Genomic DNA, 14,221 nt, shown 5'->3' with positions numbered 1-14,221 from the left:
CTTACATGCAATTTCCCGTAAACTCATCCTTGTCCCATACGATATTTCGTTTGGGCACGTGGTATGGTTTATATCGCCTTATTATTGCGGTTAGCCTGAATATTATTTTGGTTTTAACCGATGCTCAAATCGACAATAGTCTACAACAACCCGCTCTATATTCTTACACACTACTCGGCTATTCGCTCTTAAGCCTTCTTCAACTTTTATGTTTTAAGTTTATTGCCACTCAGGCCACAAGGCAGCTCATTTTATTTTTTGTAGTTGATATTATCTGTCTGAGTTTACTTACATTTTCTGTAGGTGAACCAAATCTTCAACTCAGCTTGCTCTATGTTATTGCCATATTTACTTCGGCCATTTTACTTAGCGCAAGAATGTCGTTGCTCATTACATTACTTGCAGTCATTGCGGTTATTTACCAACGCTTCGTTGGCAGTTTATTTGACTACAATAATTTAAATACGATTGGTAATAGCGCCTTATTGGCATTCTTGTTTTTTGTAGTACATGGAATCGGACAAATTGCGGTCCAGCGCTTTAAATTACTTGAAGCGCTAACTTTCCATCAATCAATAGAACTCTATCAACTACAAAATATTAACCGCTATATCTTGGAACAAATTGAAGAGGGCTATTTAGTTCTAGATGAAAACTACGACATTGTTTTAAGTAACCCAGCCGCCTGCTCTCTTTTAGGAATTCCACCTCAATTTGCCAGTGAAAAATATCCCTTAGCAAAATGGCATGCTGACTTATTTGAAATTCTTAAGTTTGATAACTTAAAAGAAGGTGATCGATTTATTTTTGAGTCTCGACTGTCGGCTTACTCTATTAATATTAAAGTGCAACATCTTTTGGTGCCACAGCAAGCATTAACACTACTCATCTTACAAGATGCGCAGCAGATTAATCAGCAAGCTCAACAACTCAAACTTGCCGCTTTAGGACAACTCTCAGCAAGTATTGCACATGAGATCCGTAATCCTCTTGCAGCCATTGTTCAAGCAAATGAATTGCTCAAAGACAGTGATGTGGAACAGCAAAACACTTTGCGCAATATGATTGGCAAGCAAACAAAACGCATTGATAGTATTGTTCAAGATACGTTAGGACTTGCCCGTAGTGAAAGAACGTATCCCATCCAGATTGAATTAAACGACTTTATAAAAACATTCTTAGATGAAGATTTATCTGATGTTAAACATGCAATCCAGCTTAAAAGTTCTGATTTATCCTTAAAGCTATTGTTTGATGAAAAGCAACTCAGACAAGTGCTAATTAATCTTGTTAGGAATGCTCTACGACACAATGCACCCGATTCGCCCTATGTTCTGATCAATATCCATTCACAAACAAATAAAATTTATATTGATGTGATCGATTACGGTGAAGGTGTTTCAAAACGTGATATATCTCAATTATTTAAACCATTTTTTAGTACCGAAATTAATGGAACTGGTTTAGGATTATATTTGTCTCATAGTTTTTGTGAGGCAAACCATGCAAAGCTCACTTATGTAGAGCAAAAACAAGGGGCATGCTTCAGAATAGAATGCCCAATAATATATTGATTTTTTATTAGGTTTTTGGGGAAATGGCAGAACAGCAACCACTCGTTTTGCTTGTAGACGATGAAGAAGATTTGTGCCTGTTAATGCAAATGACTCTTGCACGAATGGGGATTAAGACACATCTTGCTTATCGGGTTGAACAGGCCAAACAGCTCTTTACTCAGTTTCATTACGATGCGTGCTTGACCGATTTAAATCTACCTGATGGTAGTGGTTTAGAATTGGTTCAACATGTTTCTCAAACTTACCCACACACACCCATTGCAGTCTTAACTGCATACGGCAATATGGATATTGCAATTGCAGCACTAAAAGCGGGAGCTTTTGATTTTGTCAGCAAACCGATTAACCAAATTCATTTAGATCAATTGTTAAAAAAGGCGCTTAACCAGCCAAAACCAGAGCATGAATTTGGTGAAACAACTCTAGAGAATGACTTATTAATTGGGCGTTCACCACCTATACAAAACTTACGGACAGCTATAAAAAAAATAGCCCGCTCCCAAGCACCTGTGTTTGTTACAGGTGAGTCTGGTACCGGCAAAGAAGTGGTTGCTAATCTGATTCACCGCTTAAGCAACCGCAGTGAAGGACCATTTATTGCAATTAACTGTGGAGCAATCCCAACTGAGCTCATGGAAAGTGAACTTTTTGGGCATAAAAAAGGGAGCTTTACTGGTGCGACTCAAGACAAACAAGGTCTGATTTTATCGGCACATGGCGGCAGTTTATTTTTAGATGAAATTGCCGAATTGCCTTTAAGTATGCAAGTTAAATTGCTTCGCGCAGTACAAGAGAAAAAGATTCGCCCAGTAGGTTCAGATCAGGAAATTGATGTCGATTTTCGAGTAATCAGTGCCAGTCACCAAGACTTAGATGTATTAGTTCAACAAGGTAAATTCCGTCAGGACTTATTTTTCCGTATTCATGTTATGGATATTATGTTGCCGCCACTACGTGACCGTGGTGGAGATATTTTGCTATTGGCCAATCATTTTATTCAAAAGGTTTGTACGGAATGGGGAGTTTCAAGCAAGCAATTAACAGCGAGCGCTGAGACTTACTTATTGCAGCAAGACTTCCCGGGTAACGTTCGTGAATTAAGAAATATGATTGAACGAGCTATTACTTTAAGTGATGATAAGTCCATTGATTTAACACACTTAGCGCCTCCTCTTAGAGGCAGTAGCGTGAGCCCGCAAATCGTAACGAAACAACTAAATCAAACACCGGCTGTTCAGACTCACCCAAAATTTCCAATGGAGGGTTTAGAACGCTACTTAGAAAATATCGAAAAAGATATTTTACTGAATGCTCTGAACATGACGCATTGGAATCGAACTTTAGCGGCTAAAAAGTTAGGAATGACTTTCCGTTCTTTGCGCTATCGACTCAAAAAATTTGGCCTAGATACTGAAATGGGAGAGGAAGTATAAAAGTTACTTCCTCTTTAGAAATAAATCTGCAACGCGCTCTAAATATACGTCTTCTTTCATTTCTGCAGGTAATGGATAGGTCTGGTTAGGTTGAATACCCTGACCTTCAATCATATTGCCATTTGGCGTGTAGTAATGAGAGACCGTCATCTGTAGAGCCGCCCCACTTGGCAAAGGAAATAGCTTTTGTACTACACCTTTTCCATAACTTTTTTCACCCATCACCCAAGCACGCTGGTGTTCTTTCATGGCCGCAGTAAAAACTTCTGCCGCCGATGCAGAGCGGTGATTAATTAATATACCCAGTTTTATATTCTGAAATTCATTACCGGGCAAAGCTTGAAACTGCTGGTTACCTTCCGAACGGCTTTTGGTCGAAACAATAATTCCGTTATTTAAAAATAAATCTGCTGACTCAACTGCTGCCGATAACAACCCACCCGGATTGTTTCGCAAATCGATTAAAACAGCCTTTAAACGTGGAGAACTGTTTTCTTCAATTAATCTTTTAATTTCATTAGCAGTGTCTTGTTGGAATACTCTAATTTTGAGTACGAGCACCTGATTATGTAACATTACAGGTTCTATATCGGTTTCTATTTTTTTATTACGGACTAAGTTAATGTTTCCGTTTAGCTCTTCTGCTTGTACTTGAAGTGTACTTCCTATAGAACCGTAAAGTAGTCCAAGCACCTGATCTTGGTTTAAATTTTTTAAATCTTGGTTATCAATTTTGAGAATCGTCTGACCATTTCTCAAACCTAATTTATAGGAATCAGAACCGGTTTTAAGATCACGAATCATCCATTTATGAGCATGTGATTCAGGGCTTAATGCAAAATCAACTGATGCAAGATCACCCTCTGTGTATTGAATCAGTTGGCGATATTCTTCTGCCGATAAATAACGCGAATAACGATCTAACCCACTCACTAACCCTTTTATGGCTTGTTGAAACAAGGCATCGTCAGATTTCACATCAACGTAGTTATCTCGAACAATTCCATAGATTTGCACAAACTGTTGAATCGACTCGATCGGCACCTCTGCATAGCTATGTTCCGGTTCTTCCGAATCCGAATGCAAAGGTGACATTTTTTCTTTTACAACTGGCGCTGCAAAGGTAAATTGGCTGCAACACAGCAACATACTTACAATAAGTTTTTTATATTTAATGTGTTGCAGCATCCAATCACCTTTAACTTATGCAGATAGTGTAATCAGATTACGTCCTTGCATTTCGGCAGGAACAGGAATCTTCATTAAATTGAGAATTGTCGGTGCTACGTCTGCAAGCACACCACCTTCTGCAATTGTTGCTTGTGTTGGACCAACATAGATAAACGGCACAAGCTCGGTTGTATGTTGAGTATGCACTTGCCCACTTTCATAGTCTTGCATTTGTTCAACGTTACCATGGTCAGCAGTAATGAGCATATGGCCTTTTTTCGCCATAACTGCCTCATAGACACGACCTAAACAAGTATCAACCGCTTCAACTGCTTTAACCGCAGCATCAAATACACCTGTATGCCCGACCATATCACCATTTGCATAGTTCACAACTAATAAGTCGTACTCACCCGAATTAATCGCTTTAACCAACTCATCAGTGACTTCATAAGCACTCATTTCTGGCTTAAGGTCATATGTCGCAACGTTTGGAGACGGAATTAAAATACGCTTTTCACCTGGATATTCATCTTCACGGCCACCACTAAAGAAGAATGTTACATGTGCATACTTTTCAGTTTCGGCAATACGTAACTGGGTTTTACCTAAAGAAGATAAATACTCACCCAATGAGTTTTTGAGGGCTTCTGGCATGTAGGCAACTGGTGCATCAATGCTTGCCTGATAACGCGTTAACATCACAAACTTAGAAAGATTCGGTACAACTTTACGTTCAAAACCAGCAAAGTCTTTCTCTACAAATGCGCGAGTAATTTCACGAGCTCGGTCAGCACGGAAATTCATAAATACAACGCTATCACCATCTTGAACTTTAGCAATATCACCAATACGAGTCGCTTTTACAAACTCATCATTTTCGTTGGCTGCATAAGCTAATTCCAACCCTTCAACTGCGGTTTGTGCAGTACGAAGTGCTTCACCTTCGGTTAACAAGCGATAAGCTTGCTCAACGCGATCCCAACGGTTGTCACGATCCATTGCAAAGTAGCGACCAATCATAGTTGCGATACGGCCTTGGCCCGGATATTGAGCAAATAATGCATCTAATTTTTCTAAAGACGGCTGAGCACTGCGTGGAGGTGTATCACGACCATCAAGGAACGCGTGTAAGTAAACTTTTGCACCGCGTTTTAATGCAAGCTCACACATCGCCACAATATGATCTTCATGTGAATGGACGCCACCTTCTGAAAGTAGTCCCATAATATGAACAGCACCGCCAGCAGCTTTGGCTTTTTCAACAGCGTCGATCAACACTTCATGTTTAAAAAAGTCACCAGTACGGATATCTTTAGTAATACGGGTAAAATCTTGATATAACACACGGCCAGCGCCAAGATTCATATGGCCAACTTCAGAGTTCCCCATTTGCCCATCAGGCAATCCAACATCTTCACCTGAACCAGAAATTAGACTATTCGGATGCTTGGCTTTCATTGCCGCCAAATTTGGTGTTTTTGCTGCAAGAAAAGCATTATCTTCAATCGCTTCACGGTGTCCAACACCATCCATAATGACCAGAACGTGAGGGATCTTGCCAGCAGTTGCATCCGTCATAATCAATTTCTCTTTTGTCTACAATTTCGTCACAATATCTTACCGAATTTTCGGTCAAGACTCTATTTATTCCTATGGCTTTCACCAATATCCGCGATTGATGAAAACCATAAATATCACTTATTTCTAGCGAGCGCGGTAAAGCAAATAACTTCCGGCACCAAACATTAGCAAGATAGGCACAAGTACGAACCATGCTGGAGATGGAGAATAAACCAAGCTCGCATAGCCCAAGAAATCCTGCAAATAATAGAAACTCAAACCAATAAACAATGCGATCACCAAACGAAAACCCATTGATTGTTGGCGTAACGGTCCAAAAATAAAAGAACACGCCACGAGAACTAATGCGATAAGTGAAAATGGCGAAGCAACTTTTTGCCAGAAAGCCAATTGATACGTCTTTGGTACCTGACTATATTCATCCATATAACGCATAAAGCTAATCAGTTGGCTTGGCGATAAATCTTCAGGATCTAAAGTCACCATATGCACATATTTAGGCTGTAATGCTAAAGCAAGCGATTGTTCTTCATGGTCAGTTTTGATGGCATTTCCTGCCGCCAAAATGTCCATTTGTTCAGCTTTTTTCAAAGCCCATTGACCATTTTTAATAAACTGTCCTTGCTGAGCATTAATTAATGATTGCAAGTAATAGTTCTGGTCAAAGTCGACCACTTGAATGTCTCTTAAATTGCCTTGAGAGTTAGCATAGTCGATATAGATAAATCGCTGCCCTTCACGTGACCAATAACCTTTAACTTCACCTAAAGCAGCTACTGAACGATGGCTTTTAACACTTTGTGCTTTTTCATTCGTGTAAGGGATAACCCATTCACTTAAAGCAAACGACAAAATAATAAGCAGTAAAGCTGAGCGCATAACCCAACCGACAATACGCCATAAGCTAACACCGACTGAACGCATAACAATGAGTTCACTACTCGTTGCCAATGAGCCCAGCCCAATCACAGCACCAATCAAGGCAGAGATAGGTAAAATTTCATAGAGATAGCGAGGAGCTCCCCACAAAACATAGACGAGAGCTTGCCATGCGTTATAGTCTGGTTTGAGTTCACCCAACTCGCCAAGATATGTAAATAAGACCTGAAGAATGGACAAAACAACTGTGGTGCCAAACATCGCAAGCGCAGTGGTTTTCGTCACATATTTGGCGACTATTCGACGTGCTAACATTATAATTTCACTCGCTTGATCTGTTTCTTGATTTTTGGTCCTAACTTCTGCTTACGTGAGAATAAGGCGGCAGCAACGCCATACACAACTAACACGGCAGGATAAGCCCAAATATCGAGTTCTTCTTTACTAATACGAGTCTTGATTGCAATCATTAATACGATCAGACTGGAAAAAATAAAAATCGCCGGAATAAGACGGTAATAACGGCCTTGTCGTGGACTCACCTCAGACAATGCCACTGAGAGCATTAGCGCAATAACAATGGTGAATGGCCCAAATAAACGCCATCCCAACTCACTTCTGATGACTGGATCATTTGTTTTTGAAAAGAGTTTTGTTGTTGATAGTGCTTCTACATCGCCACTCTCAAACTTAACATCTTTGTCATTTTCTAAACGTAGACGATAAGACTGGAACTCTGCTTGTGTATATTTTGGTTGTCCTGGGAATATTTCATAGCGACGACCTTGTACCAGATCAACGACATTGGCGGTGTCATTTGCAACTTCTACACGAGTCGCTTCTTTTGCCAAAATCATAACATCTGGCTTATCTTCTTTAGCAGCGCGCTGATAAAAGAAAATATCCTTCAAATTCTTTCGGTCTTCTGACAATGAACCTGCATAGATCGTATATGGCCCAGAAGAAATAAACTCTCTTGGTCGAACCAAATCGAAACCTGTCCGAACAGCTTGTGTAGTTGTCAGTTTTTCAAACTCGCGTAGTCCCCATGGCGTCATCCAGAGCATAAGCACAGACTGAAATACCATATAAACCAGCGTCATTGGAATGAGTAATCGTGCTAATTGATGACGGCTTACACCACTACCATTTAATACAGCCATTTCATGGTCAACATATAAACGACCAAACACCAACATTAAACCAATGAAAAAACCCAGTGGTAAAATGAGTGTTAGAAATTCAGGTAACCGATATCCAATGATGCTAAACAAGATACTGGCATCTAAGCGCCCCTGCGCCGCCACACCAAAGTATTTGATCAGACGACCACCCATCATGATTAAGGTCAGTAAAGAAATGACCACCAATGAGGTAGAGACAACTTGCTTGACGAGATAACGCCGAATAATCAAAGTAATACTTCCAAAAGGCTAATCGGGACGTGTGCTAGTTTACCCGAATGTTAAAAATATAAAACCGCACATTGCAACGCTATGCTTGAAAGTGTTTCAATGTTTTAATCCAACATAACTTTCTATAGGCAATCACGGCAGCCATGAAATTTACAACTTATACAACTTTTCCCGAACAGACATCTAATGAATCTTTGTGGGTTTTAGTTGATTCAGAACAGCTACAAAGCAACATCAACACATATCAAATCAATAACCTAGAAAGCGTTCTTACTGCCACCCAATTCAAAGGCAACTTCAATGAAACTCTGCCTTTATTCGGTCAGGTTTCAAATCAACCTCATAGCCAATTACTTGGCTTAGGAAAAACAGCCGAACTTCAGGCAGTTAAGCTCGCTAAACTTGCCCAAACCATTATCAAATCGACACAAAATAAATTTAAGCATATCGCGATTGATATTGCTGCGTTACCTGTCGAATACCATTATTTATTCGCTTTAAGCTTAACTCAAGCAGCTTATGGTTATGATGAGTTTAAATCGAAAAAAAATGAATTTGTGTTACAACAGGTTGATTTAATTAGTTCAACGACGAGCCTCGATGAAAAACAACTGGCTTTAGTGCATGCCGTACAGTCTGGTCAGTCGTATGCACGTGACCTTGGAAACCGTCCAGGTAACATTTGCTTCCCTGAATATTTGGCAGAACAAGCATTAGCTTTAGCTGCAGAATTCCCTGACTTACTCAGAGTAACTGTCTTAAATGAACAGCAAATGGCTGATTTAGGTATGTATGCTTTTCTTGCAGTCAGCAAAGGATCTGAACGTCCAGGTCGTATCGTAACACTCGAATACCAAGCAGGAATCGATCAAGCGCCTGTTGTGCTTGTTGGTAAAGGCGTTACTTTTGATACAGGCGGTATTTCTATAAAACCAGGCCTAGGCATGGATGAAATGAAGTTCGATATGTGCGGTGCAGCCTCTGTACTAGGTACTATTCGCGCGCTATGCGAGGCAAGACTTCCTATTCATGTCGTTGGAGCAATTGCAGCTGCAGAAAACATGCCATCAGGTAAAGCAACTCGCCCAGGTGATATTGTGACAACCATGAGCGGACAAACAGTTGAAATCTTAAATACCGATGCAGAAGGTCGTTTGGTACTGTGCGACACATTGACCTATATCAAACGCTTCAACCCAGCAGTTGTGGTTGATATCGCAACATTAACTGGTGCATGTGTAGTCGCTTTAGGTAAAGTACTGAGTGGTTTGTTCTCACCAGATGATGCTTTAGCAGCTGAACTTCAACAAGCGGGTGAGCAATCATTTGACCGTGTATGGCGTATGCCAGTGATTGAGGATTATCAAGAATTACTTGATTCACCATTTGCTGACATTGCGAACATCGGCGGTCCATACGGCGGTGCAATTACGGCAGCATGTTTCCTTGAGCGCTTTACACGTGAGTACCGTTGGGCTCATTTAGATGTAGCAGGAACAGCATGGTTATCTGGTCCAGCTAAAGGTGCAACAGGTCGCCCAGTACCATTACTCATGCAATTTTTAGCGAATCGTGTAGATACGAATGGCTAAAGTTAGTTTTTATCTGTTTGAAACCAGTGAAGAACGGCAAGTCGATAGTGCTTGCCGTTTATGCCGAAAGATTTTGCAGAAGCATCCTAAAATCTGGTGGTATTGCCCAGATGTGCAGCTACAACAAACTCTTGATGAAAGATTATGGGATTTCGACCCTGCAAGTTTCATTGCGCATGGCATTGACCAAGCTGAAGCTGCTGTATGTATTTCGGCTAAACAACCGCTTGAACAAGGCTTGTTAGTATTTAATTTTAACAATCATGCACTTGAACAAGTTGATCATTTTAGCCACATTATAGAAATTGTTGAAAATAATGAAACAGCCAAGCAAATTGGCCGAGAAAAATTTAAAATGTATCGCCGTTTGGGTATAGAACCGCGGACCTTTAAATTATAACGCGCTAAAATGTAAATACTGTTGAACAAAGGAGAAGCATGGTGGCATTAAATGTCGGGCAAGATTTTAAAAAAAGATGGTTAAATGCGCCTGAAGCTGTCCGTCATGCCTATCAACAGGATCTGGCACGTATTTGTGACTTATTAGAACCCCAAACCCCTATTCAGCTTTGGGTTTTAAATGACGAAAAAGCGCAGTTAGAATCACAGCAGAAAATTGAACAAGCTTACGCGGACCTTAAAGCAGAGCTTATTGAGCAAGCACGTATCCGTCGTCAGCTCGCTTTAGAAAAAGCACTTGCTGACAAACGTGCATCAGAAGCTGCTTATGCTGCGGAGTTGCAAGCAGACGAAGTTCGCCAGTTTAATGAACAGACTGAAACATTACAGATATTACGTAGCCATTTAGAACAAGAAGTTGCAGAACAAACTGCACGTTATCAGAAAAACCCTGAAACCCCAGCAGTCAATTACTCTGCTGGCGTAAAACTTAGTATTACCGATGATCAAATCTTATCTGAGCTTGAAAGTTTACGCATTCGTTTAGAACTTGAAGCTGAAAACTTAATTGAAGAGTCTGTAGCGGCTTTCCGAGCCAAACTCCATTCAGCAGCTCAAGAAGAAATTGAATATATTTTAAAGAACTCTAAGTTTTCTGATGAAAAAATAGAGAAGTAAAGTTTTTAAAACTTCTTCTGTCATAAAACTGACACCTATATGTCACAAAATAGACATAAATATTATTCTTGTAGATCAACTGATTATGAGAATAGAAAGTGGTGATTTAAGATAATTAATGAGGGTAAGAAATGGACATTCCGCATCAGATTTCAAAGCAACTTGAGCAGCTTAATCAGGGTGAGCAATGGACATTTTCAGCACAAGAACTTTATATGAGTCATAACGACTTTAATTCGCTTTCAATCTTGCTGACACGAGCGTCGGAAAAAGGTGAGTTTTCAATTACACGTACTCAGCATACTAAACCATGGGTCGGCACACATTCGGTTACTCTGACTAAGCATTAATTTTTAAAAATAAAAAACCGGAACATATATCCGGTTTTTTATTTTGATGATCTGGCTTTTATTTTAAAAAACCATTTTCAGCTAAAAAAGCCATACTAATATTTGACTCAGTTTTTTGCTCAGCTGCTTTATCACCTAGCAATAAACGCTCGATATAACGCGCCAACACGTCGACTTCAAGGTTGACCTTACTGCCTACTTGCCACGTTCCAATATTGGTACGTTCTGCGGTATGCGGAATCAAATTCAAGCTTAAAACATTTCCACGTAAGTGGTTAATCGTTAAGCTAATTCCGTCAACGGTTACAGAACCTTTTTCCGCCAAATATTTAGCAAGTTCTGTCGGTGCTGTAACTTCATAATAGATTGAACGAGCGTCTTCACGTACTACAGTAATTTCACCTACGCCATCAACGTGACCACTTACAATGTGCCCACCAAAGCGCGTTGTCGGTAACATTGCCTTTTCAACATTGACACGTTGCCCAACTTTCCAATTACCCAATGTTGTTCGATTTAAACTTTCACGAGAAACATCTGCCGCGTACCAGTTATCGCCCCATTCAATCACTGTGAGGCAAATACCATTGGTTGCAATTGAGTCACCCAAATGTACATCAGACATATCCAGATCTGTCTGAATACGTAGACGCACATCACCACCTACACTTTGCAGGCTTTCTACTTTACCTAAACTTTCAATAATGCCTGTAAACATGGCTCAATCTCCAAATCTTTTTACACTGCTTAAATTGCAGCGCTTACCAAAGTGCGAGCTGTGTACTATTGCCTGAGGTATCTACACCACCTAGCTCGGCGAAGTGGTAAAGCTGGCCTAATAACTGACGTAATGGTGGTCCTGACTTAGCATGAGTATCAGTAATCACAATAAACTCAAGCACGCGTGCACGTTCAGACTGTCGTTGTTTACTCACTCGATAACGCGGAACATCTTGTGTTAACAAGGTCACTTTGCCTCGTTCCAGATTGGCCATAAGTAAATCTTTCGGCTCGATATTACCATCAGTTGAATAGCTGGTCAGAATATAGCGTGCATTGATCGTTGAAAGTAATTTCTCATACGCATCTTTTGCATGTTTAGAAGAGTTATATGGACTTGGACGTTCTTTACGCCATGCTCTATCAATACCACTCTTATAACCTTTGGTATCTGGTGAAGGTAAATCCACCTGATCCCATAAAGTTAATGCATTTAAAACGTGGTAATTACTACTATATGCGTGCTGGTTATATGGTGGATCGAGATAGGCAACATCAACCTCAAAACCACTCATTTGATTTGCTAGATGTTGTGAATCTACACACCACATTTCAGCAGCCGGACGTTTGCGATCACCAATCTCACAAAAACGGCTCGGTGTTAACCAAAGTAATGATTCAATTCGTTCTAACGCAGTTTGAGTACGTCCGCCCCACCCTTGGTGGAAGCTTTTAAATACACCACTCGTGTTACTGACAAAACTAGCTGAATAGAGCAATGGTGCAAGCAAAGCACTCATCTCTACATCATTAATTGCACCTTGTGCCTGCCATGTTGCAATCTGCTGGCGAATCGCATCAATACGCATACCGTTACGGCGTTTAAAGAATAAACGGTCACGAGTTGGATCGTATACATCATCGTTACGTGGACAAAGGTTATGCGTTACCCAACCTTTAACTTCAGGTAAGCGATTTAAATAATCGATTGCCTTTTGATAGCCACCCAGTTCTTTAAAAGCAGGTGCATCTACACAGGCTAAAATCGCATGATTTAAAGCATGACTATAAGGTTCCCAGTCATTCGCAATCACTCGGTAACCATTTTGACGTGCTAAACGAGATACAACGCCACTGCCGGCAAAGAAATCGGCAAAAATCGGTGGATTCTTTTTCTTGCTATTTAGTGTCCCTGTAATTTCAAGGGCTTCTAAAATTAGATGGAGCAATCGGCGCTTATTACCCAAGTACGGCACAAGCTGATGGAAAAGATATTCGTCTGTCGTACGGGCTGCATGACGACGTTTGTGATAAACCGAAGGCTCTGAATTCATACTTTCTCTTGCGTAGGGATTAACCTTAAGCGTATATCTTGATCAATTTGTGTCACATCAAGAAGTGTAAAACGAAGTTGCTCTGCCATATATTCAAATTCTGCATTGAACATGGCCCTTGCACTTTTCCCCAATAAGGTCGGGGCAATATAACTGATCAATTCATCCACCAAACCTTCTTGCAAAAAGGCAGTAGACAATGTTGCGCCAGCTTCAACCAACACATCATAAATTTGATGTTGCTTAGATAAGGTCTGTAACAGCATTTTTAAAGGCTGAATTTCTAATTGTATCACGCCTAAATCAGCAAGTTCTTGACGATACGGCCCCATCACCATCACAGTTTCAGGATTCTCTAAGATCTTAGCGTTAAGTGATAAACGTCCTTGGCGATCTAAAACAACACGTTTTGGCTGAGCAACTGTCTCGATATCAAAATTATTGAGTGAACGCACGTTAAGCTGACAATCATCTGCAATCACAGTTTCAATACCTGTAATTACTGCTCCAGAAATGGCACGCCAATGTTGTACATCTTGGCGTGCAGCCGAACCAGTAATCCACTTCGACTCACCTGATGCCATTGCAGTACGTCCATCTAAACTTGAGGCTACTTTTAAACGCACATAAGGCATGCCTGTAGACATTGCCTTTAAAAAACCTTGATTAAGTTTTGATGCTAAATCTTCGCAAATGCCAACTTCTACTTCAATTCCAGCATTTTCCAAAATCTGAACACCCTTACCCGCCACCAATGGATTTGGATCAGGACAAGCAACCACTACTTTTTTAACTTGGGCTTTTACCAATGCTTCGGCACAAGGAGGGGTTCTGCCATAATGTGCACATGGTTCAAGCGTAACGTAAGCTGTTGCACCTTGTGCATATTCACCCGCTTCGCGTAAGGCAAAAACCTCTGCGTGTGGCTGACCCGCTTTAGGATGAAAACCTTGGCCAACTAACTGATCATCTTTGACAATCACACAACCCACATTTGGATTAGGCTTGGTCGAATATAGTCCTCGTTTGGCAAGTTCAATAGCTTGCTGCATCCAATACTGATCTTGTTTCAACTCAGACATAAAAATCT

At 40.5% G+C, this 14,221-nt stretch carries 13 protein-coding genes; 6 read left to right on the top strand and 7 right to left on the bottom strand.

Annotated elements, in window-relative coordinates; translation table 11 throughout:
• Positions 1–5: 5 nt before the first annotated feature.
• Complete coding sequence (locus RMB06_RS02535; protein ID WP_311078141.1) at positions 6–1,574, top strand: PAS domain-containing sensor histidine kinase; 1,569 nt, start codon at positions 6–8, stop codon at positions 1,572–1,574.
• A gap of 23 nt (positions 1,575–1,597) precedes the next feature.
• Positions 1,598–3,010 (top strand): sigma-54 dependent transcriptional regulator, encoded by a 1,413-nt coding sequence (locus tag RMB06_RS02530; protein ID WP_311078139.1) that lies wholly within the window; start codon positions 1,598–1,600, stop codon positions 3,008–3,010.
• Positions 3,011–3,013: 3 nt separating this feature from the next.
• On the opposite strand, the gene RMB06_RS02525 is transcribed toward RMB06_RS02530, so the two are convergent.
• From RMB06_RS02525 to lptF, 4 genes are all read right to left on the bottom strand, one after another.
• Positions 3,014–4,198, bottom strand: coding sequence for a S41 family peptidase (locus tag RMB06_RS02525; protein WP_002121269.1), 1,185 nt, complete (start codon positions 4,196–4,198; stop codon positions 3,014–3,016).
• A gap of 15 nt (positions 4,199–4,213) precedes the next feature.
• Entirely contained in the window at positions 4,214–5,761 is a 1,548-nt protein-coding gene (gene gpmI / locus RMB06_RS02520) for a 2,3-bisphosphoglycerate-independent phosphoglycerate mutase (RefSeq protein ID WP_005065710.1), read from the bottom strand.
• Positions 5,762–5,887: 126 nt separating this feature from the next.
• Entirely contained in the window at positions 5,888–6,958 is a 1,071-nt protein-coding gene (lptG, locus tag RMB06_RS02515; RefSeq protein WP_002121203.1) for an LPS export ABC transporter permease LptG, read from the bottom strand.
• The gene (gene lptF, locus RMB06_RS02510) at positions 6,958–8,058 is read right to left on the bottom strand and encodes an LPS export ABC transporter permease LptF (protein WP_002121169.1); all 1,101 of its coding nucleotides are present in this window, start codon (positions 8,056–8,058) and stop codon (positions 6,958–6,960) included. Before lptF ends, lptG begins: the two co-directional genes overlap by 1 nt.
• A 143-nt stretch (positions 8,059–8,201) precedes the next feature.
• Between lptF and RMB06_RS02505 the strand changes: the two genes are divergently transcribed.
• From RMB06_RS02505 to RMB06_RS02490, 4 genes are all read left to right on the top strand, one after another.
• Positions 8,202–9,650 carry a leucyl aminopeptidase gene (locus RMB06_RS02505; RefSeq protein WP_311078133.1) on the top strand — a complete coding sequence of 483 codons (1,449 nt, stop codon included), beginning with the start codon at positions 8,202–8,204 and terminating at the stop codon, positions 9,648–9,650.
• The gene (locus tag RMB06_RS02500) at positions 9,643–10,050 is read left to right on the top strand and encodes a DNA polymerase III subunit chi (RefSeq protein WP_002121193.1); all 408 of its coding nucleotides are present in this window, start codon (positions 9,643–9,645) and stop codon (positions 10,048–10,050) included. Before RMB06_RS02505 ends, RMB06_RS02500 begins: the two co-directional genes overlap by 8 nt.
• A 38-nt stretch (positions 10,051–10,088) precedes the next feature.
• On the top strand, positions 10,089–10,727 hold the full coding sequence (locus RMB06_RS02495; protein ID WP_274862095.1) for a hypothetical protein: 639 nt from the start codon (positions 10,089–10,091) through the stop codon (positions 10,725–10,727).
• Between the two features lie 131 nt (positions 10,728–10,858).
• Entirely contained in the window at positions 10,859–11,077 is a 219-nt protein-coding gene (locus RMB06_RS02490) for a hypothetical protein (protein WP_002121224.1), read from the top strand.
• A gap of 58 nt (positions 11,078–11,135) precedes the next feature.
• Here the strand turns inward: RMB06_RS02490 and RMB06_RS02485 are convergent, their stop codons facing one another.
• The 3 genes from RMB06_RS02485 to ribD are packed head-to-tail and all read right to left on the bottom strand — an operon-like array spanning position 11,136 to position 14,213.
• Entirely contained in the window at positions 11,136–11,795 is a 660-nt protein-coding gene (locus RMB06_RS02485) for a riboflavin synthase (protein ID WP_119685531.1), read from the bottom strand.
• Between the two features lie 43 nt (positions 11,796–11,838).
• On the bottom strand, positions 11,839–13,131 hold the full coding sequence (locus RMB06_RS02480; RefSeq protein ID WP_002121221.1) for a DNA adenine methylase: 1,293 nt from the start codon (positions 13,129–13,131) through the stop codon (positions 11,839–11,841).
• Entirely contained in the window at positions 13,128–14,213 is a 1,086-nt protein-coding gene (gene ribD, locus RMB06_RS02475; RefSeq protein WP_311078127.1) for a bifunctional diaminohydroxyphosphoribosylaminopyrimidine deaminase/5-amino-6-(5-phosphoribosylamino)uracil reductase RibD, read from the bottom strand. The genes RMB06_RS02480 and ribD overlap by 4 nt, the downstream gene beginning before the upstream one ends.
• Positions 14,214–14,221: the final 8 nt, after the last annotated feature.

This window comes from Acinetobacter sp. V104_13 (genome assembly GCF_031798995.1).
GTDB lineage: Bacteria > Pseudomonadota > Gammaproteobacteria > Pseudomonadales > Moraxellaceae > Acinetobacter > Acinetobacter pittii.
This window is presented reverse-complemented; position numbering and strand designations above follow the sequence as displayed.